This is a genomic window from Streptomyces sp. NPDC058246, assembly GCF_042881985.1.
Classification (GTDB): Bacteria; Actinomycetota; Actinomycetes; order Streptomycetales; family Streptomycetaceae; genus Streptomyces.
The window spans coordinates 145,850-166,323 of sequence record NZ_JBHVWZ010000010.1; the positions used below are offsets into that span (position 1 = coordinate 145,850).

Annotated in this window: 10 protein-coding genes, 1 tRNA gene and 4 pseudogenes; 4 read left to right on the forward strand and 11 right to left on the reverse strand. The window is 71.5% G+C overall.

Going from position 1 to position 20,474, the window contains the following annotated elements; all coding sequences use genetic code 11:
- The first annotated feature begins 414 nt into the window (after positions 1-414).
- From ACFVXA_RS17530 to ACFVXA_RS17540, 3 genes and pseudogenes are all read left to right on the forward strand, one after another.
- Positions 415-1,152 (forward strand): ABC transporter ATP-binding protein, encoded by a 738-nt coding sequence (locus ACFVXA_RS17530; RefSeq protein ID WP_383906279.1) that lies wholly within the window; start codon positions 415-417, stop codon positions 1,150-1,152.
- Entirely contained in the window at positions 1,146-3,653 is a 2,508-nt protein-coding gene (locus ACFVXA_RS17535; RefSeq protein WP_390025467.1) for an ABC transporter permease, read from the forward strand. The genes ACFVXA_RS17530 and ACFVXA_RS17535 overlap by 7 nt, the downstream gene beginning before the upstream one ends.
- A gap of 146 nt (positions 3,654-3,799) precedes the next feature.
- A pseudogene (locus tag ACFVXA_RS17540) lies at positions 3,800-3,892 on the forward strand (integrase); the annotation flags it as partial.
- Between the two features lie 323 nt (positions 3,893-4,215).
- Here ACFVXA_RS17540 and ACFVXA_RS17545 read toward each other — a convergent pair.
- The 3 genes and pseudogenes from ACFVXA_RS17545 to ACFVXA_RS17555 form a co-directional block, all read right to left on the reverse strand.
- Positions 4,216-4,461, reverse strand: a pseudogene (locus tag ACFVXA_RS17545) (nitroreductase family protein); the annotation flags it as partial.
- Positions 4,462-4,817: 356 nt separating this feature from the next.
- Complete coding sequence (locus ACFVXA_RS17550) at positions 4,818-5,546, reverse strand: SDR family oxidoreductase (RefSeq protein WP_383906285.1); 729 nt, start codon at positions 5,544-5,546, stop codon at positions 4,818-4,820.
- A gap of 119 nt (positions 5,547-5,665) precedes the next feature.
- Positions 5,666-6,311: pseudogene (locus ACFVXA_RS17555) on the reverse strand (nitroreductase).
- Positions 6,312-6,442: 131 nt separating this feature from the next.
- Here ACFVXA_RS17555 and ACFVXA_RS17560 point away from each other — a divergent pair.
- Positions 6,443-7,018: pseudogene (locus tag ACFVXA_RS17560) on the forward strand (tyrosine-type recombinase/integrase); the annotation flags it as partial.
- A 95-nt stretch (positions 7,019-7,113) separates the two neighbouring features.
- Here the strand turns inward: ACFVXA_RS17560 and ACFVXA_RS17565 are convergent.
- The 8 genes from ACFVXA_RS17565 to ACFVXA_RS17600 all read right to left on the reverse strand — a co-directional run bounded on the left by ACFVXA_RS17565 (position 7,114) and on the right by ACFVXA_RS17600 (position 20,257).
- A tRNA-Thr gene (locus tag ACFVXA_RS17565) sits at positions 7,114-7,187 on the reverse strand.
- A gap of 107 nt (positions 7,188-7,294) precedes the next feature.
- Positions 7,295-8,875 carry an alpha/beta hydrolase gene (locus ACFVXA_RS17570; protein WP_362031481.1) on the reverse strand — a complete coding sequence of 527 codons (1,581 nt, stop codon included), beginning with the start codon at positions 8,873-8,875 and terminating at the stop codon, positions 7,295-7,297.
- A gap of 418 nt (positions 8,876-9,293) precedes the next feature.
- Positions 9,294-10,499, reverse strand: coding sequence for a DNA polymerase III subunit delta' (locus ACFVXA_RS17575; RefSeq protein WP_383740003.1), 1,206 nt, complete (start codon positions 10,497-10,499; stop codon positions 9,294-9,296).
- Positions 10,500-10,637: 138 nt separating this feature from the next.
- A complete protein-coding gene (tmk, locus tag ACFVXA_RS17580; RefSeq protein WP_390025469.1) occupies positions 10,638-14,051 on the reverse strand; it encodes a dTMP kinase in 3,414 nt (1,137 codons plus the stop codon).
- Between the two features lie 214 nt (positions 14,052-14,265).
- Entirely contained in the window at positions 14,266-17,079 is a 2,814-nt protein-coding gene (gene topA / locus ACFVXA_RS17585; RefSeq protein WP_362031489.1) for a type I DNA topoisomerase, read from the reverse strand.
- A 246-nt stretch (positions 17,080-17,325) separates the two neighbouring features.
- The gene (locus tag ACFVXA_RS17590; RefSeq protein ID WP_362031491.1) at positions 17,326-17,523 is read right to left on the reverse strand and encodes a hypothetical protein; all 198 of its coding nucleotides are present in this window, start codon (positions 17,521-17,523) and stop codon (positions 17,326-17,328) included.
- Positions 17,524-17,876: 353 nt separating this feature from the next.
- Positions 17,877-19,409: a methyltransferase gene (locus tag ACFVXA_RS17595; protein WP_390025471.1), complete on the reverse strand. Its 1,533-nt coding sequence runs from the start codon at positions 19,407-19,409 to the stop codon at positions 17,877-17,879.
- Between the two features lie 254 nt (positions 19,410-19,663).
- The gene (locus ACFVXA_RS17600; RefSeq protein ID WP_362031495.1) at positions 19,664-20,257 is read right to left on the reverse strand and encodes a small secreted protein; all 594 of its coding nucleotides are present in this window, start codon (positions 20,255-20,257) and stop codon (positions 19,664-19,666) included.
- Positions 20,258-20,474: the final 217 nt, after the last annotated feature.

Here is a 20,474-nt window from a genome sequence, read left to right on the forward strand (position 1 = left end):
CGGGGGTATGGCGGCCGGTCACGGCCTCCTCCCAACTCCCGCAGCGGCAGGCGCGGGTAGGCCTGGCCCTACCCCAGGACTCACCTCTGCCGCACTGCGCCGCGATGCCCCCACGCGGTTTCGTGGAGTCACCGAGCGGACGAGAGAGGCGGCGCCTTGATGACGGGATGGCTCGCGGAGCACTGGGCCCGCGGAGCACTGGGCCCGCCGAGCACTGGGCCCGCCGAGCACTGGGCCCGCGGGGCACGGCTGAGCCCGGCTGAGTTCGGTGACCGCCGGAAGCCCGAACGCCCGCCAGGGCACACCACTTGCTGCCGATGCAGACACCTGCCACCCGCCGCGCGGGCGCGCCGTTCTTGCACCACTCCGTCCCGCCGGATGCGCGGGAGGACCGACACCGAACAGTGGGGACAGATGAACAAGAACGCCATCCAATTGCGCTCCGTCAGCAGGCGGTTCGGGTCGGGTGACAGCGCGGTGACCGCGCTCGACCAGGTCTCGCTCTCCTTCCCGGAGGGCACGTTCACCGCCGTCATGGGCCCCTCCGGCTCCGGCAAGTCGACCCTGCTGCAGTGCGCCGCCGGGCTGGACCGCCCCACATCGGGCTCGGTGGTCATAGGCGGGACCGACCTGACGAAGCTGAACGAGACCAAGCTGACCCTTCTGCGACGCGAACGCATCGGGTTCGTCTTCCAGTCGTTCAACCTGCTGCCCTCCCTGACCGCCGAGCAGAACGTGGCGCTGCCCCTGCGGCTCGCCGGCCGCCGCCCGGCCAAGTCCCGGGTGCGCGAGGTGCTCGAGCAGGTCGGTCTCGGCGACCGGGCGCGACACCGGCCGACGGAGATGTCCGGCGGCCAGCAGCAGCGCGTCGCCCTCGCCCGTGCCCTGATCACCCGTCCCGAGGTGCTTTTCGGCGACGAGCCGACCGGTGCCCTCGACTCGCAGACCGGTCGTGAGGTGCTGAAGCTGCTGCGCGACATGGTCGACTCCGACGGCCAGACGGTCATCATGGTCACGCACGACCCGGTCGCCGCCGCGTACGCCGACCGCGTCGTCTGCCTCGTCGACGGACGGGTCAACGGCGAGATGGTCGGGGCGAGTGCCGACGACATCGCGACTCGTATGACCAGGCTGGAGGCCGCGCCGTGCTGAGTGTCGCCCTGCGCACCCTGCGCAGCCGCTCGATCACCTTCGTCGGCAGCTTCGTCGCGCTCTCGCTCGGTGTCGCGCTGATCGCCGTCATGGGTCTGGCCCTCGCCTCGTCGCTGCACGCGCCCGACCGGAAGCCGGAGCGGTTCGCCGCGGCGCCCGTCGTGGTGAGGGGAGCGGACACCCTGCGCGTGTCCACCCCGATCGGCGACCGGGTGCAGAAGCTCGCCCAGCCGCGCGCCGTGCCCGCCGCCGTCGTCGCGAAGCTGAAGAAGCTCGGCACCGTCGTCGAGGACCGGTCGTTCACCGTACGGGCACGGAGCGGGCCCGGCGAACTGGTCGGCCACCCCTGGTCCACGGCCACCTTCGGCCCGTACGAGATCGACGCGGGACGCGCACCCCACGCCGCCGACGAGGTCGTCGTCAGCGGCGGCTGGGCGAAGCCCGGCGAGCGCGTACGGACCGATCGCGGCACCGTACGCGTGGTCGGAACCGTACGCGTGGTCGGAACCGTACGCGTGGCCGGAACCGTACGCGTGGCCGGAACCGTCGCCGGACGCGGCTTCGAGAACGCCGTGTTCTACACCGACGCACGCGCGGCCCAACTATGCCCGACCAGCACCCAGTTGGCCGTGGACGCCGACCCGGCGGCCGTGCGTACGGCGGTGCGCGGCAGCGCCGGTGTCCAGGTCCTCACCGGTGACGCGCGCCGCTCCGCCGACGCCGACGCCGACTGGGACACCGAGGCCCTCACCGCGATGAACGCCATGTTCGGCACCGCGGCCGGCGTCACCACCTTCGTGTCGGTGTTCGTGGTGGCGTCCACCTTTGCCTTCTCGGTCGCCCAGCGGCGCCGGGAGTTCGGGCTGCTGCGCACGGCAGGGGCGACCCCGGGGCAGATCCGACGGATGGTCTTCGTCGAGGCCCTCTCGGTCGGCGTGCTCGCCTCTGCCGCCGGCTGCGTGCTCGGCTCCTACGGGGCACCCCGGCTCTCCGCCTGGGTCGTCGACGGCGGACTCGCCCCGGGCTGGTTCACCATCGGTTCGGCCACCTGGCCTTACTACACGGCCTGCGCGACCGGCCTGCTCGTCGCACTGTGCGGCGTGGTGACCGCGGCCTGGCGGGCGGGGCGCACCGGCCCCACCCAGGCGTTGCGCGAGGCGTCCGTGGACACCAGGACGATGACCCGGGGCCGCTGGCTGTTCGGCGCGGCGCTGCTGCTGACCGCCGCCGTGACCCTGGGCCTGGCCCTGTTCAGCGACCCGGGTGACCTGTTGCACCGCAAGACCTACGTGAGCCGTCCGATGCTGCTGATCACCGCGGTGGCACTGCTCGCGCCCGTCGTGGTGCGCCCGTTGACCCGGCTGATCGCCTGGCTTCCGACCAGGCTGCCGGGTGCCGGCGGCATGCTGGCGCGGGAGAACGCCGCCGCCGGTGTCCGGCGCACCGCCGCGATCGCCGCGCCTGTCCTGGTCACGGTCGCCCTCGCGGGCTCGCTGCTCGGGGCCACCGCGACGCTGAACGAGGCGAAGGCCACGGAGACCCGCGAACAGACGGCCGCCTTCGCCATCACTCCGGCGAGCGCCGCCGGCTTCGACGCGGCGACGCTGCGCAAGCTGCGCGCCGTGCCCGGTGCCGAGGTGTCCGCGACCTCGTCGAGCGCCGTCTACGTCCTGGAGGACGGCGTGTCGCTCATCAAGGACGAGGCTCGCGCCGCCGATCCCGGCCCGCCGGCCGCCACCGCACACCTGCCGATCGTCTCCGGAAGAGCCGGCGATCTCGACGACGACTCGATCATCGTCAACGAGGAATGGCAACGGCACACCGTGGGAGAGCACGTGCGGGTGTGGCTCGGCGACGGCACCCGCAAGACACTGCGGATCGCCGCGGTGATGACCGCCGGCACCGGCAACAACGGCGTCTACGTCACCCCGCGCAACACCCCGGGCGCGAGCGTCTCCCGGGTCGACGTCGCCCTCACCGACGGCGCCGACGCGCACGCCGTGGCCGCCGGGCTGCGTGCGGCGGTGCGCACCTCGGGCGGGCAGGTCTTCACCAAGGAGCAGTGGGTGCGGGCAAGTTACCCCGAGACGAACCGGACGACCCGGATGGGCTTCCTGCTGGTACTCGGCATCGCTCTCCTCTACACCGGCATCTCGCTGGCCAACACCATGGTCATGGCGACCTCCGACCGGGTCCGCGACCTGGCCGTGCTGCGCCTTGCCGGAGCCACCCGGTGGCAGGTGCTGCGACTGGTGGGCGCCGAGGCGCTGATGGTCGTGGCGGTCGGCGGAGTGCTGGGGCTCCTGGTCGCGGCGCTCAACCTGGCGGGCATGTGGAGCGCCCTGGCCCTGCTGTCGGTGCCGACCACGATCGAGCTTCCCTGGACGACCATCGGCGCAGCCGTGGCCGCCTGCGCGGCGCTCGCGGTGATCTCGTCCGTCGCCCCCGCCGCGATCACCCTGCGCCGCAGAGCGGTGGAACTGGCGGGCACCCGGGAGTGACCTTCCGCCCCGGCGCCGGCCGCCACGCTCCCCCACCCCGACCGGCGGCACTCCGCGACGCGCGGCATCCAGCCCCCGTGGCCCGCGCCGCAGAGCGCCGACGGCCGGGACGTCTCTTGGAAAGCGCCCCGACCGTCGGGGGTGCCCCGGGCAAGGTCACGGATCTCTTCGAGCGGCTCGTTGCCGCCTCCGGCCTCCCGCCGATCCGGCCACACGACCTCCGCCACGGCGCGGCCACCCGGCGCCCGAGCCGTGCGCCTCGCCACGCCCTGACCCGCCCCTGGAAAAAGCAAAAGCCCCAGATCACGGCGAGTGAGTTCTGGGGCTTCCACAGAGCCGCCTTCGGGATTCGAACCCGAGACCTACGCATTACGCGGGCCTGCAAGATCGTGACGGGTGGTGCTCCATGATCACACTCGGTCCTGTTTCCCCAGGTCAGGAACTTGTTGCCCGCGCATCCATGACGATACGTCCAACGGATGCTTCCCCGTCCGCTCACGCATCGCTCACGCAATCCGGCTGCTCCAGCCTTCAGGATCCGGGCCCGAGCTGCTTCAGCGCGGGGGGGGTACATCTCGTACTCCCGCTCGTCCCAGGGGTCACCTGAGGCCACGCGCTCGCCGGCGCGCCTCTTGAGTTCGGCCAGCGGTCCACCGGTCACCACGTAGGCGCGCCACGGCTGGAGATTCGATCCGGACGGCGCCCAGGCCGCGGCGGTCAGCACTCGCTCCAGCACCTGCCTCGGGACGGGCCGGTCGGTGAACCCGCGCACCGCCCGTCGGCTCGTGACCGCCTCATACACATCCAAAATCATCTACCTCCCTCATCTGCTTCAGGTGTCCACTTGCTTCAGTGTCCACTCGTGGACAATCCCGGCCCGCGAAATGCCCAAGGCCCTCTGCCCTTCGGCCGACCGGCGCCAGCGCATCCAGCGGGATCCAGCGGCATGCGTCAGCCGTCGACCGTCGCGACGCCCACGGTCCCTCCCACCCGAGAGCCGTGGCCCGTACATCTCGGCGGGACCGAATAGGTGCACGCGAGCCCCTCTCCGCCTGACCCGGGATCGGGGGGCGCAGCCGAGCCCCCGTCCGACGCAAGTCGCCACCGGGCGGGCGCAACGAACAGACCGCCGGGATGGGACGGGACATGCAGGAGGCCGTGATGTCAGGAGAGCCAGTCGATGTAGCGGGTGGGGGCGAGGTGGGCGTTCTTGTCGGTGAGGACGTCGCCCTTGACGACGGCGAACATGCCCGCGGTGGGGTCGGTGACGACGGTGCGGTGGTCGCCCTTGTGGGTGAGGGTGATCCGGCCCAGCTCGTCCAGGGTGAAGATGTCGGGGCCGGCGATGTTGCGGATGCCGTTCAGCGGGGCGCCAGCGGCGACCTCCGCCACCGCGGCGGCGACGTCCTTGGAGGCGATCGGCTGGATCGGCGTGGCGGGCAACCGGACGGTGCTGTCGTCGGCGGTCCAGGACAGAACGGCGTCCATGAACTCCATGAACTGCGTCGCCCGGACGATCGAGTAGGGGATCGTCCCGGCGGCGAGGAGGTTCTCCTGGAGCGCCTTGGCGCGGTAGTAGTCCAGTTCCGGTACCTGGTCCGTGCCGACGATCGAGAGGATGACGACGTGGCCGACGCTGCCCTTGCGGGCCGCGGCCAGGAGGTTGTCCATCGAGGTCTGGAAGAAGGCCGGGGAGGCTTCGTCGAAGGTCGGGGAGTTCGTCAGGTTAACGACGACGTCGGCTCCCGCCACCGCCTCGTCCAGTCCCTGGCCGCTGATGATGTCGACTCCGGTGGACTTCGAGTGCGGTACCGCCTCGTGCCCGGCGGCGGTCAGGTTCTTGACGACCTGCGACCCGATCAGTCCGGTACCACCGATGACTGCGATCTTCATGGCATGCCTTTCATGGGAGTGATGAGCGGAATATGGCATATGGATGCTGAATATGGCATATGGATGCTTACGTGGGTGTGGCATGAAACGGCACTCTGTCCGGCCGGGGAGGGGTGGCGTCACAGACCGTCGACGAACGTGACCATCTCGTCGAGCGAACCCCGGCCTATACGGGCGTCACCTGCGGTGACGTCCTCGAACCCGATCGACATGCCGCAGAAGAGGACAAGCTCGTCCGGTGGTGACAGGACCTCCCCGACTGTCCTGTGGAACTTCGCCCAGGCCATCTGCGGACAGCTGTGCAGTCCTTCGGCGCGCAGGAGCAGCATGACGGTCTGCAGATACATGCCGACGTCAGACCACTGAGGCCGGTCCATGTCACGCTCGATGTAGCAGAACAGGGCGCCGGGCGCTCCGAAACAGTCCCAGTTCGCGGCAGCGGCCCTCTGGGCGTGCCTTCAGATCCTCACGCGGAATCCCCAGAGCGCCGTAGCGCTGCTCCCCGAAGGCGGACCGCCGCTCCCGGTAGGGCGACTTCAGGGCGGCCGGGTACATCTCGTACTCCGGCTCGTCCCAGGGGTCACCTGAGGCCAGGCGCTCGCCGGCACGCTTCTTGATCTCGGCCAATGGCGCGCCGGTCACCACGTATGCGTGCCACGGCTGGATGTTCGATCCGGACGGCGCCCAGGCCGCGGTGGACAGCACCCGCTCCAGCGCCGCCGGACGGGCCCAACTCCCCGGCACCAGCCGCGGAGTCCGTTTCAACCGTAAGGGAGAAAGCGATGAACGTGGACGAGCTGTTCACCGGCGACCTGATCACCGGGGTCCCGGCCATCGAGGCCGCGCTGCTCGAAGAGCACCCCACCACCCGCCGCAACCACCCCACCACCCCCTGGTTCAATCCAGCCGCTCATGTCGAGATCGATCCCGTACGCAAGCCGAAGGCGATCGTGTGGACGGACGAGCGGGTCGCCAAGTGGGAGCAGACGGGCGAGAAGCCGTCGCCCGTGATGGTCTGGACGCCCCAACAGACCGGCGCCTTCCTCGACTTCGTCGCCGGGGACCGCCTGTACGCGATGGGGCACCTGATCGCCTTCCGCGGCCTGGGCCGTGGTGAGGCGTGCGGGCAGCCGTGGTCGGAGACGAACCTCGACACCCACTCCCTCACCGTGTCCTCGCAGCTCGTGCAGGACGGCTTGGAGGTCGAGGCATCCGACCCCAAGACCGACAGCGGCTACCGCGTCGTCGCGCTTGACGACGACACCGTCAGCGTCCTGAAGCAGCACCTCGAACGACAGGAGGCGGACCGCAAGGAGTGGGGCTCGGCCTGGGTCGAGACCGGCCACGTCTTCACCCAGGAAGACGGCTCCCGGCTCCACCCCGGCAAGGTGACCGACCTCTTCGATCGGCTCGTCGCCGCCTCCGGCCTCCCGCCGATCCGGCCACACGACCTCCGCCACGGCGCGGCCACCCGGCGCCCGAGCCGTGCGCCTCGCCACGCCCTGACCCGCCCCTGGAAAAAGCAAAAGCCCCAGATCACGGCGAGTGAGTTCTGGGGCTTCCACAGAGCCGCCTTCGGGATTCGAACCCGAGACCTACGCATTACGAGTGCGTTGCTCTGGCCATCTGAGCTAAGGCGGCGCGCTGTCCGCACTATGGTGCGATCAGCAACGTCGGTAAGTCTACACAGTTTCGGGGGGTGCTCCGTACACACCCCGGGGCACCCGCTCCCGGGGTGTGGGGCGGGGCTATGAGCAGCGTTTTCCCTTGGGGGGAAGGGTGCCGTGGAGCAGGTAGCGGTCGATCGCGGAGTCGATGCAGGCGCTGCCGCGGCCGTAGGCGGTGTGGCCGTCGCCGACGTAGGTGAGGAGGGTCGCGGAGGAGAGCTGGGAGGCGAGGGACTGGGCCCAGGGGTACGGGGTCGCCGGGTCGCGGGTGGTGCCGACCACCAGGATCGGGGCGGCGCCCTTCGCCACGATGCGGTGGGGTTCGCCGGTCGGCTTCACCGGCCAGTACGCGCAGTTCAGGGAGGCCCAGGCCAGGCCCTCACCGAAGACCGGGGACGCCTTTTCGAAAGCGGGCAGGGCCTTCTCCACCTGCTCGGGGGTGGAGAAGGCGGCGGGGAGGTCCAGGCAGTTCACAGCCGCGTTGGCGAACATCAGGTTCGCGTACTTGCCGTCGGCGTCCCGCTCGTAGTAGCTGTCCGACAGGGCGAGCAGACCCGAACCGTCCCTCTCCTTCATCGCCGAGGTGAGCGCCCCGCGCAGCTGCGGCCACGCCGCCTCGTCGTACATCGCCGCGATCACCCCCGTCGTCGCGAGCGCCTCGCCGAGCTTGCGGCCGTCCGGGTCGTCCGTCGGGATGGGCGCCTTGTCGAGCTGCTGGAAGAACGCCTTCAGGTTCTTGCCCACCTGCTCCGGACTCGTGCCCGCCCCGCCCAGCGGACAGTCGCTGTGGCGCACGCAGTCCTTCGCGAAGGACCGGAAGGCCGTCTCGAAGCCCGCCGTCTGGTCCTCGTTGAGTTTGCGGGCGCCGATGGAGGGGTCCATCGCGCCGTCCAGGACCATGCGGCCCACCCGGTCCGGGAAGAGCCCGGCATACGTCGCCCCCAGGAACGTCCCGTACGAGGCCCCGACATACGTCAGCTTCTGGTCGCCCAGCGCGGATCGCACGATGTCCATGTCGCGGGCCGCCTCCACCGTGGAGACGTGCCGGAGCAGCTCGGGCGAGCGCGCGCCGCAGCCTTCGGCGAACTTCTGGTACGCGTCGACCAGTTGCCCCGTCTCCTTCTTGTCGTCCGGAGTCGTGTCCGTCTGCGTGTACGTGTCCATCTGGCGGCCGTTGAGGCACTCGACCGGCTCACTGCGGGCCACTCCGCGCGGGTCGACCGCGACCATGTCGTAGCGGGCACGGACCTCCGCCGGGTAGCCGATACCGGCGTACTGCTGCAAGTAGCCGACCGCCGAGCCGCCCGGACCTCCCGGGTTGACCAGCAGTGAACCGAGGGGCTTGCCCGGCCCCGTCGCCTTCTTCCGGGCGACGGCCAGCCTGATGTCGCCCGCACCCGGCTTCGCGTAGTCCAGCGGCGCCTTCACCGTGGCGCACTCGAAGCCGGGGACCCCGCAGCTGCGCCAGTTCAGCTTCTGCCCGTAGTACGGCGACAGTGCCGACGGCGTGGAGCGCGGCAGCGCGGCCAGCACCGCGTCCGCCGTAGATGCCGTCGTCGTCGAACTCCCGGAGGAGCAGGCGGAGATGAGCAGCGCGGCGGCCAGCAGCAGGCCACTCGCACGGACGGGCCAGGTCGGCCGGAGGGTGCGCCTGATGTACATCCCGCGAGCGTAACCCTGCGCGATCAATTGATCACCTTCAGTCGCGGATGCGGCTCTTACGAGTGACTGGGTCAACTTGTCGGGCGGACCTGCATAGGCATGCACGACGGCCCGCCCATGCACGGCGGCACAGCCGAGGCGGATGCGGACGGCACGCTCGCCCCGGCCGGCACCGTCATGCACGGCGGAACAGCCGAGGCGGACGCGGACGGCACGCTCGCCCCGGACGGCCCGCCCATGCACGACGCCACGGCCATGCGCGACGACAACTACGACGCCGTACGTCCACCATGCACCCGGCGCGATGGTCGCGCCCGGGCACTCCGGTGCTCCAGCCCGCCCTCGGCCCGCCCTCGGCCCGCCCTCGGCCCGCCCTCCGCTCGCTCTCAGCCGGCCCTCGCCCTGCTTGAGCCCGGCTTCAGCCGGCCCGCAGCGCCATCGTCATGGCCTCCACCGCCAGCAGCGGGGCCACATTGCGGTCCAGGGCCTCGCGGCACGCGGCGATCGCTTCGATGCGGCGCAGGGTGGTCTCCGGCGAGCTGCCGCGCGCGAGGCGCTCCAGGACGTCCTCGGCGTCCATGTTGGCGATGGCCAGACGGGAGCCGAGCTGGAGGGCGAGCACGTCGCGGTAGAACCCGGTGAGGTCGATCAGGGCCAGGTCCAGGCTGTCGCGCTGCGTACGCGTTCTTCGGCGCTTCTGCCGGTCCTCCAGCTCCTTCATGATCCCGGCGGTGCCACGCGGCATACGGCCGCCCTGGGCCGCGCCGAGGGCCGCCTTCATGTCGTCGGTCTCCTTCACGTCGACTTCCTCGGCGAGCTGCTTGGCGTCCTCGGATGCCGTGTCGATCAGCTCCTGCGCCGCCTTGAGGCAACCGCCGATGTCGTCGATCCGCAGCGGGAGCTTGAGGACGGCGGCGCGGCGCGCACGGGCGTTCGGATCCGTGGCGAGACGGCGGGCCCGGCCGATGTGCCCCTGCGTCGCGCGGGCGGCGGCCGCCGCGATGTCGGGCTCGATGCCGTCACGGCGTACGAGGATGTCGGCGACCGCGTCCACCGGCGGGGTGCGGAGGGTGAGGAGCCGGCAGCGGGAGCGGATGGTCGGCAGGACGTCCTCGATTGACGGGGCGCACAGGAGCCAGACCGTACGAGGCGCCGGTTCCTCCACGGCTTTCAGCAGGACGTTGCCCGCGCCCTCCGTGAGGCGGTCGGCGTCCTCCAGGACGATGACCTGCCAGCGGCCGGTCGCCGGCGACATCTGGGCGCGTCGGACCAGGTCCCGGGTCTCCTTCACACCGATGGAGAGGAGATCGGTGCGGACGATCTCCACATCGGCGTGGGTGCCCACCAGGCTCGTATGACAGCCGTCGCAGAAGCCGCAGCCGGGGACTCCGCCCAGCGCGCGGTCGGGGCTCACACACTGGAGGGCCGCCGCGAACGCCCGCGCCGCCGTCGAGCGGCCCGAGCCCGGCGGGCCGGTGAACAGCCAGGCATGCGTCATCCTCGACGCCTCGGGCGGCGGGGTGTGGTCGGTGGTCGCGGTCACCAGGGCGTCGGCGTCACGGGCAGCGGCGGCGAGCTGCTCGCTCACCTTCTCCTGGCCCACCAGGTCGTCCCACACGGGCACGGGGCACCGCCCTTTCGTCGCACTTTGCCTTGCCGCGTCCATTGTGCGGGCCGCCACTGACAATCGGCCCCGCTCACCCCGGCCGGGGTGGGCGGGGCCGATCCCTCACGGTGCTCCCACGGCGCTGACCGCCGGCACTCAGCGGCGGCGGCCGCTCTGCCCCTCGTCCCAGTCGTCGTCCTCGCGCGGGCCCAGCAGCTCGTCCGCCAGGGTCGGGAGGTCGTCCAGCGGAGTCTCCTCGGCCCAGTCGGAGCGGGGGCGACGGCGCGGGGTGCCCGCCTCGTCGACCTGGGGCAGCTCGCGCGTACGGTCCCCGGAACCGTCCGGCCGGTGCTCCGGCCGGGGCTCCGCCCGCTCGTCCCGGAAGAAGCCCGGCGGCACGCGGTCCGCCGGATCACCACCGGGAGCACCACCCGTCGTGGCGGCACCCGCGGAACGGCCCGCACCCCTGTCCCGTACGGGAGGAAGCACCGCGGTCTCGTCCGCCGCGCCCGGCACCACCGGGGGCAGAATCGCCGTCTCATCGACCGCGCCCGGCACCACCGGCGGCAGAACGGCAGTCTCGTCGACCGCGCCCGGCACCACCGCCGTCCCGTCCGCCGCACCCTCCGGCGTCGTCGGCACCGGCGGCTTCGGCAGCTTTGCCGTCTCTTCCACATCGGACCTGGACCTGGACCTGGACCGGGAGCCGGAGCCGGAGCCGGTCCGCGAACCGGCAGGTCCCTCGCCCGCCCGCACCGGCGGCAGCACCGCGGTCTCGTCCACCGGGCCACCCGACGCGTTCGACGGCGTCACCACCGGCGTAGGCACAGTCGTCTCGTTGTCAGGAACGGAAGTCCCGCGAGCCGAAGTCCCTGCCGAAGCCGGACCCTCCCCAACCGGACCCGTCGCAACCGGACCCGCCCCAGCCGCCGGCCCCGAAGCCGACACCGACGCCTCCGCGGAAGCTGCCGCAGCAGCCGCCGAAGCCGCCGCCGCGTCCGCTGCCACCCGTCGAGCCTCCTCGGCCCTCAGCAGTGCCTCCTCGGCCTTCCGCTGCTTCTCCAGGCGGCGCTCCTCGGCCTCCGCCCGCAGGCGCGCCTCTTCCGCCGCCTGCTGGCGCAGCCGCTCCTGCTCGGCGGCCCGGACCTGCTCCTCGGCCAGCAGGCGCGCCCGCTCCTCCTCGGCACGGCGGCGGGCCTCCTCTGCGCGCTGCCGGGCCTCCTCCGCCTGGCGCTCGGCCTCGCGCCGCTGGGCCTCCTCCAGCTCGCGCCGCTTGCGCTCCTCCTCCTCGGCGCGCAACCGGGCGAGCTGCTCCTGGCGCTCGCGCTCCAGGCGCTCCTCCTCGGCCTTGCGCGCGGCCTCTTCCTCGGCCTTGCGCCGGGCCTCCTCCTCGGCCGCCTTGCGGGCCTCCTCCTGGGCCTTCACCTCGGCCTCGGAGAGGGGCAGCATCACGTCGAGCCGGTGGCGGACGACGGTGGTGACCGCCTCGGGCTCCTGCGCGGCGTCGACGACCAGGTACCGGCCCGGGTCGGCGGCGGCGAGCGTCAGGAAACCGGACCGCACGCGCGTGTGGAACTCGACGGGCTCCGACTCCAGCCGGTCCGGCGCCTCCGTGAACCGCTCGCGCGCCGCCTCCGGTGCCACGTCCAGCAGCACCGTCAGATGCGGTACGAGCCCGTCTGTCGCCCACCGGTTGATGCGGGCGATCTCCGTCGGAGACAGATCACGGCCCGCGCCCTGGTAGGCGACGGAGGAGTCGATGTAGCGGTCGGAGATGACGACGGCGCCGCGCTCCAGCGCGGGCCGCACCACCGTGTCGACGTGCTCCGCGCGGTCCGCCGCGTACAGCAGCGCCTCCGCGCGGTGCGAAAGGCCGGCCGAGGACACGTCCAGGAGGATCGACCGCAGCCGCTTGCCGACCGGTGTGGCGCCCGGCTCCCGGGTCACCACGACCTCGTGGCCCTTGGCGCGGATCCACTCGGCGAGCGCCGCCGCCTGAGTGGACTTGCCGGCCCCGTCGCCGCCCTCCAGGGCGATGAAGAAACCGTTCGAAGCGGGCGTCGGCGACGGGTCGTCACCGCCACGCAGCGCGTCGAGCAGATCCTGCCGCAGCGGCACTCCGGAGCGGTCGTCGACCTTGGCGAGCACCAGCGCGGCGACGGGCAGCAGCAGCGCGCCGACCAACATCAGAGTGAAGGCGGCGCCCCCGTGCGCGAACACGAACTTGCCGTTTTCCAGCCGATGCGGGCCGATCGCGGCGGCCACCACGGGCGCCACCAGCGCGCCGAGCGCCACGAAGACGCGTACGACGGCGTGCAGATGTTCGGTCGTCCGCGGCCGCCGGTGCTCCTCGGCCTCCTGGTCGAGCAGCGCGTGCCCGGTGTTCGCGGCGACGCCCGCGCCGATGCCGGCGAAGGCGACGATCAGCAGCACCGTGGTGACGTCCGGGACCAGCCCGGCGGCCAGCAGCGCGATGCCGGTGAAGGCGATGGCCAGCGCGAGCAGCCTGCGCCGGGACAGCGACGGCAGCACCGAGGGGGCCGTACGGATGCCGATGACGACGCCTCCGGTGAGGCCCAGCACCAGCAGCCCGTACGTCACCGGTCCGCCGCCCAGGTCCTTGGCGTGCAGCACGGACACGGCGACGGCGGCCGCGATCGCCCCGGCGACCGCCGCGCAGGCGAGCACCAGCAGCGGGATCACGCCGGTACGGCCCTTGTCGACACCGGTGCCGGTCTTGGGGCGGCGCAGTCCCTCCAGGGGCGAGCGCGCGCGCGGGGTGCGTGCGTCGGGCAGTTCGATGAAGGTGAGCACCGAGAGCGAGGCGGCGAAGAGTCCGGCCGCGACGTACGAGGCGAGGGCCGCCTGGTGCAGGTCGAACCAGTCGATCCCGGCACCCAGCAGGTTGTTGACGAGCGAGACCGCGACGAGCGTGGCGGCCGCGAGCGGCACCGCCATGAAGGCCGTACGCAGCGACAGGCGCCGCAGCGCGTCCATGTGGTCCGGCAGCGGGCGCACCGTGGCGCCCTCCGGGGGCGGCGCGGGCAGCAGCGCGGGCGCCGCGCTCTCCCGGCTCACCGTCCAGAACCGCTCGGCGACACCGGTCACGAAGGCGGTGACGAGGAGGACGGCGAGCACGTCGCTCGGGGTCCAGTCGATCCACAGGGGCGCGACGATGAGGAGTGCGGCCCGCAGGCCGTCGGCACCGACCATGGTCCAGCGCCGGTCGAGCGGGCCCTCCTGGGACGTCAAGGATGTGAGCGGCCCGAGGAGTACGGCTCCGAAGAGCAGCGTCGCCAGAACGCGCGCCCCGAAGACGGCCGCGACGGCGAGGGCCACGCCTCGGTAGCCACCGCCGAAGGAACCCTCGGAGATCGCCGCCTGGAGGGCGAGGACGACCAGCACAAGCAGGGCCAGGGCGTCGGCGACACCTCCTACGAGCTGTGCGCTCCAGAGCCGCTTCAACTGCGGCTGGCGCAGCAGCGCGCGGACGGCACGCTCGCGGGAATCTGCGACCAGGGCGTCGTCGGGGGCCGGAGTATGGGCCGTTGGCTGCTCGGCTCGCGTCATCCTGACAGCCTATCCGGACCCACTGACTCCCCGAAGGGGCGGCCGAACATACGGGCGCCCCCACACCTGACGGTGTAGGGGCGCACGCACATCGAGCACCGAGGGACGCGCCCTCCGGGGCCGCCGTCTTCGTACTGAAGGCTCAGCCCTCCGAAGCCGCCACCGTCGTACAGAAGACTCAGCCCTCCGAAGCCGCCACCGTCGTACAGAAGGCTCAGCCCTCCGAAGCCGCCGTCTTCTTCGCGGCGGTCTTCTTGGCGGGTGCCTTCTTGGCGGCCGTCTTCGAAGTCGTCGTCTTCTTTGCGGCCGTTTTCTTGGCGGGTGCCTTCTTGGCGGGCGCCTTCTTGGCAGTCGCCTTCTTCGCGGTCTTCTTGGCCGGGCCCTTGGCACGCTTCTCGGCGAGCAGTTCGAAGCCGCGCTCCGGGCTGATCTCCTCGACGCTGTCATCGGACCGCAGGGTCGCGTTGGTCTCGCCGTCGGTCACGTACGGCCCGAAACGGCCGTCCTTGACGACGACGGGCTTTCCGCTGACCGGGTCCTCGCCCAGCTCCTTCAGCGGCGGCTTGGCGGCCGCACGGCCACGCTGCTTGGGCTGCGAGTAGATCTCCAGCGCCTCTTCGAGCGTGATGGTGAAGAGCTGGTCCTCGGCCTGCAGCGAGCGCGAGTCCGTGCCCTTCTTCAGGTACGGCCCGTAGCGCCCGTTCTGCGCGGTGATCTCCACGCCTTCGGCGTCCTTGCCGACGACGCGCGGCAGCGACATCAGCTTCAGCGCGTCGGCCAGCGTCACCGTGTCGAGCGACATCGACTTGAACAGCGACGCCGTACGCGGCTTGACGGCGTTCTTGCCCGTCTTCGGGGTGCCCTCGGGGAGCACCTCGGTGACGTACGGGCCGTAGCGGCCGTCGCGAGCGATGATCTGGTGGCCCGACTCGGGGTCGGCGCCGAGCTCGAAGTCACCGCTCGGCTTGGCGAGCAGCTCCTCCGCGAGGTCGACCGTCAGCTCGTCCGGGGCCAGATCCTCGGGCACATCGGCGCGCTGGTGGTTCTCGGAGTCCTTCTCGCCGCGCTCGACGTAGGGCCCGTAGCGGCCGACCCGCAGCACGATGTCGTTGCCGACCGGGAAGGACGACACCTCGCGGGCGTCGATCGCGCCCAGGTCGGTGACGAGCTCCTTGAGGCCGCCGAGGTGGTCGCCGTCGCCGTTGCCGGCCTCGGCGGCACCGGCCGCCTCGCCCTCGCCGAAGTAGAACCGCTTCAGCCACGGCACGGCCTGCGCCTCGCCGCGCGCGATGCGGTCGAGGTCGTCCTCCATCTTGGCGGTGAAGTCGTAGTCGACGAGCCGCCCGAAGTGCTTCTCCAGGAGGTTGACCACGGCGAACGACAGGAAGGACGGCACCAGGGCCGTGCCCTTCTTGAAGACATATCCGCGGTCGAGGATCGTGCCGATGATCGACGCGTACGTCGACGGGCGGCCGATCTCGCGCTCTTCGAGCTCCTTGACCAGGCTGGCCTCGGTGTAGCGGGCCGGGGGCTTGGTGGCGTGCCCGTCGACCGTGATCTCCTCGGCGGACAGCGGGTCGCCCTCGCTGACCTGCGGCAGCCTGCGCTCACGGTCGTCGAGCTCGGCGTTCGGGTCGTCCGCGCCCTCGACGTACGCCTTCAGGAAGCCGTGGAAGGTGATCGTCTTGCCGGACGCGCTGAACTCGGCGTCGCGGCCGTCGGAAGCCCTGCCCGCGATCTTCACGGTGACGGAGTTTCCGACCGCGTCCTTCATCTGCGAGGCGACGGTCCGCTTCCAGATCAGCTCGTACAGCTTGAACTGGTCGCCGGTCAGGCCCGTCTCGGCCGGGGTGCGGAAACGATCACCCGAGGGACGGATCGCCTCGTGCGCCTCCTGCGCGTTCTTGACCTTCCCGGCGTACGTCCGCGGCTGCGCCGGCAGGTAGTCGGCGCCGTACAGCTGCGTGACCTGGGCGCGGGCGGCGGAGATCGCCGTGTCCGACAGGGTCGTGGAGTCCGTACGCATGTAGGTGATGAAGCCGTTCTCGTACAGCTTCTGCGCCACCTGCATCGTCGCCTTCGCGCCGAAGCCGAGCTTGCGCGAGGCCTCCTGCTGGAGGGTCGTCGTACGGAACGGTGCGTAGGGCGAGCGGCGGTACGGCTTGGACTCGACCGAGCGGACCGCGAAGTTCGTGTTCTCCAGGGCGGCGGCCAGCGCGCGGGCGTTCGCCTCGTCCAGGTGGAGCGTGTTCGCGCCCTTGATCTGGCCGAGCGAGTCGAAGTCGCGGCCCTGCGCGACGCGCTTGCCGTCGACCGATGTCAGGCGGGCGACCAGGGAGGACGGGTCGCTCGGGTCGCCGGCGCGGCCGGTGCCGAAGGTGCCGGTCAGGTCCCAGTACTCGGCGGAGCGGAAGGCGATGCGCTCGCGCTCCCGCTCGACGACGAGGCGGGTCGCCACGGACTGGACACGGCCCGCCGACAGACGCGGCATGACCTTCTTCCACAGGACCGGCGAGACCTCGTAGCCGTAGAGACGGTCGAGGATGCGGCGGGTCTCCTGCGCGTCGACCATGCGCTGGTTGAGCTCGCGCGGGTTGGCGACGGCGCTGCGGATCGCGTCCTTGGTGATCTCGTGGAAGACCATCCGGTGGACGGGGACCTTGGGCTTCAGGACCTCCAGGAGGTGCCACGCGATGGCCTCGCCCTCGCGGTCCTCATCGGTTGCGAGGAAGAGTTCGTCGGAGTCCTTCAGCAGGTCCTTGAGCTTCTTGACCTGGGCCTTCTTGTCAGCGTTGACCACGTAGATGGGCTGGAAGTCGTGCTCGACGTCCACGCCGAGGCGGCGCACCTCGCCGGTGTACTTCTCCGGCACCTCCGCGGCGCCGTTGGGGAGGTCGCGGATGTGCCCGACGCTCGCTTCGACGACATAGCCAGGGCCGAGATAGCCCTTGATCGTCTTCGCCTTGGCAGGCGACTCGACGATGACGAGTCGGCGGCCGCCGTGTGCGGTGTCGCTGGTCGGGGACAACTTCGCTCTTCTCTCCGGTCGACGCGAGGGTCTCCCCAGGTCTTGCTCCCGGGGGTCGGGTCGTGCTGACGCTGCGGAGTGTGACGGTACATCCCGCCCCCGTGTCAAACGGGAAAAGCCCGCAACGGCCACTCGAACGGTAACCCGACTACCGCCATTCCTGCCGCCCGGCGTGTCCACCAGCCCTTTCGGGTCTATCCGGAGCGTGACTTCTCAGTTACCGGAGGTGTACTCCTCACGCGCGTCCTACACGCGCGTGAGACACCACATCCCGAGCACCAGGGCACCGGTTCCGGCGACGCTCGCGAGCGTCGCCGATGCGACGCGGTTCACACCGAGGGCGACCGGCTCGCCCCGCCGCAGCCGGATCCCGGTCCAGGCCAGCAGTCCGGCCCCGAACAGGGCGAACACCGCCCCCGCGAAGATCGCCGGTCCGCTTTCCATGAGTGTGTGTCCTTCCGCCCCGAGTCCTCAGGACGGGGAGACTGACACGCCCCGGAAGCAGACGTACGAACCCGCGGTGAACGCCGGGCGACCAGCACGCCATGGGGCCGCTCGGGCCCTGCCGGGCGCCGACCCGGATGTTGGCCGGTTCACATCCCTGGGAAGCCGGCGGCCCCACCGCCGTACCCCGCGCATCGCCGTACGGGCTGCGCCGCCGTACGAGCCGCGCCCCCGCACTACGGGCACCGTCATGCGACCCGCACCGCCGTACGAGCCGCGCCCCCGGCACTACCCGCACCGCCATACGACCTGCACGACCGCACGACCGCACGACCCGCTTCAGGAACCCCGGGTCACCCGGCCGGCTCCAGGAACCCCTGCTCCACCAGCAGCCGGATCTGTGCGGGCGTCCGGTCACGCAGCAACACCGGGTCCTCGCCGACCAGTTGGGCGATGGCGTCGAGGATGCGGCCCGCGCTCAGCGTGCCGTCGCAGACGCCCGCGAAGCCCGCGCCGACCGTGTCCACCTTGGTGGCCCGGCGCATCCCGCGGTGCTGACGCAGCACCACGTGCTCCGGGTCCTCGGCGCCGGGCAGCCCGACCTGCTCCTGGACTACCTCGGCGACCAGCTTGAAGTGCCCGGCGAGCAGGGCCGCGTCGTCGTGCGCCCGCAGATAGTCGACACGGTCGAAGTGCGCGCGCACGGTCTCGCCGAGCGGCTGCTCGACGGGGTGCGGCCATTCCTCGACCGTGATCGCGGGACGGTCGGCCGCCGCCGTCCGGCGCAGGGTGATCCAGCCGAAGCCGACCGCCTTGACCTTGCGCGCCTCGAACTCGTCCAGCCAGGCGTCGTACCGCGCCTGGTACTCGGCCGGGTCCTCACGGTGGTCACCCGCGTCGCGCAGCCACAACTCGGCGTACTGCGTGACGTCCTGGACCTCGCGCTGCACGATCCACGCGTCGCAGCCGCGCGGCACCCAGGAGCGCAGCCGGTCCTGCCAGTCCTCACCCTCCACGTGCTGCCAGTTGGCCAGGAACTGCGCGTACCCCCCTTCGTTCAGACGATCCCCCGCCTGTTGAACGAGCGTGCGGCACAGATCGTCCCCGCCCATGCCGCCGTCGCGGTAGGTGAGCCGGGCGCCGGGCGAGATCACGAAGGGCGGGTTCGAGACGATCAGGTCGTACGTCTCGTCGTCGGCGATGGGTTCGAAGAGTGAGCCCTCGCGCAGGTCGGCCGCCGGGGCGCCGGAGAGCGCGAGGGTGAGCGCGGTGATGTGCAGCGCACGCGGGTTGAGGTCGGTCGCGGTCACGCGCGTGGCGTGCTGCGCGGCGTGCAGGGCCTGGATCCCGGAGCCGGTACCGAGGTCGAGCGCGGCGGCGACGGGCGCGCGGACGGTGATGCCGGCCAGGGTCGTGGAGGCCCCGCCGACCCCGAGGACGACGCCCTCCTCGCGGCTGCCGATACCGCCCGCGCCTCCGACGGCGCACCCGAGGTCGGACACGATGAACCAGTCCTCGCCGTCGGGCCCGCCGTACGGCCGGATGTCCACGGTCGCGGCGACCTCGTCCCCGCCCACCCGGGTCAGCCAGCCGCTGTCCAGACCGTCCTCGACCGGCAGCACGTCGGCCACGCGCGCGTGCGGCACCGGCTGCTGCAACAGGAAGAGCCGTACGAGCGTCTCCAGCGGCGTGTCGCCCCGGGTCGCCCGGAGCGCGGGCACGGTCTCACTGCGCGCCAGCGCCGCGTACGCGGCGGCGCCGAGCAGGTCGAGCAGTCCGTCGGCGGTGAACGAGGCGCCGAGCAGGGCGCCGCGCAGCCGAGCGGCAACGTCAACACGATCGAACGAGGGCAACGGTGACAGACTGGAGTGACTCACGCCCCCCATTGTGACCCGCGACCCGCAGCCGGGCCGTTACAGCGTCGCGGGCAGTCGTTCACCGCCGTGGCAGTCCGTTGAGCCGTGGGCGGTCGTTGACCGCCGTGAGCCGTCGTTCACCGCTCACCGCCGTGGGCCGTCGTTCACCGCTCACCGCCGTGGGCCGTCGTTCAGCCGGCAGTGCCGGGCGAATCGCGAGAAGGTCCAGCCCCGGCGCCGGCAAGGCGCACAGCACCCCGGCACCGGGGACCTCGGACGCAAGCTCAGCCCTGGGACGCCGCCGGAGAAGCGGACGCGCCCTTGCAGCTCTCCTGCTGCGCCATCGCCTTGCCCACATCCCCCTCCTCAAGGTTCTTCAGCGCGTCGTTCCCGCTCTGGCTCAGCTTGTCCAGCTGGGTCGCGATGTCCTTGAGGCCGTCCGCGAACTTGGCCTGGTCCTTGGTGTTGAGCTGGTCGACCTGCTTCTTCAGGTCGGCGTACGACGTGGAGATGTCGTCGAGCTCCTTGACCGCGTCCGTCTTCTTCTTCTCGCCGTCGGTGACCGCCGGCGCGCCCGCCTTGTCGACAGCGGTGCCGATCGCCTTGTAGGCGTCGGACATGTCCTGGAAGGCCTGCGCGTCCGTCTTCTGGACGTCTTCCGGCTTGCTGTTGTCCGAGGTCTCCTTCTGGATCGCGGCGTTGGCGGCCTCGATCTTCTTGGCCTGCGGCTGCACCGCGTCGCAGACCTGCTTGGCCCAGGAGTTCAGCTTGTCGTTGTTGTTGTTGTCGCTGCTGCATCCCGACAGCGCCAGTACGAGTACCGCACCGCCGGACAGTGCGGCCGCGAGCTTCTTGTTCACCGGATTGGTCCCTTCCATGGCTCTCGGCCCCGGAACATACACGCCGAGTGGACGACAGCCCCGAGTCGAATGTCCGCTAAGACTCCTTTTGAAGCCATTTGCACCAAGCGAGAGAAGGCTCACGGAGAGGGTGTGAACACACACAGGGCGGGGGGGGGGGGGCCCCCAAACCCCCCGGCCCCCCCCCCCTGTACCCCCACCCAACCCACCCCGGGGGCCGGGCCCCCCCCGCCGC

Bases quoted from the DNA above. Each gene is read 5' to 3' on its own strand.
- ACFVXA_RS17530 (WP_383906279.1), top strand. From the start codon at position 415: ATGAACAAGAACGCCATCCAATTGCGCTCCGTCAGCAGGCGGTTCGGG.
- ACFVXA_RS17550 (WP_383906285.1), bottom strand. From the start codon at position 5,546: ATGAAGATCGCAGTCATCGGTGGTACCGGACTGATCGGGTCGCAGGTC.
- ACFVXA_RS17570 (WP_362031481.1), bottom strand. From the start codon at position 8,875: ATGTACATCAGGCGCACCCTCCGGCCGACCTGGCCCGTCCGTGCGAGT.
- tmk (WP_390025469.1), bottom strand. From the start codon at position 14,051: ATGACGCGAGCCGAGCAGCCAACGGCCCATACTCCGGCCCCCGACGAC.
- ACFVXA_RS17590 (WP_362031491.1), bottom strand. From the start codon at position 17,523: ATGGAAAGCGGACCGGCGATCTTCGCGGGGGCGGTGTTCGCCCTGTTC.
- ACFVXA_RS17595 (WP_390025471.1), bottom strand. From the start codon at position 19,409: ATGGGGGGCGTGAGTCACTCCAGTCTGTCACCGTTGCCCTCGTTCGAT.
- ACFVXA_RS17600 (WP_362031495.1), bottom strand. From the start codon at position 20,257: ATGGAAGGGACCAATCCGGTGAACAAGAAGCTCGCGGCCGCACTGTCC.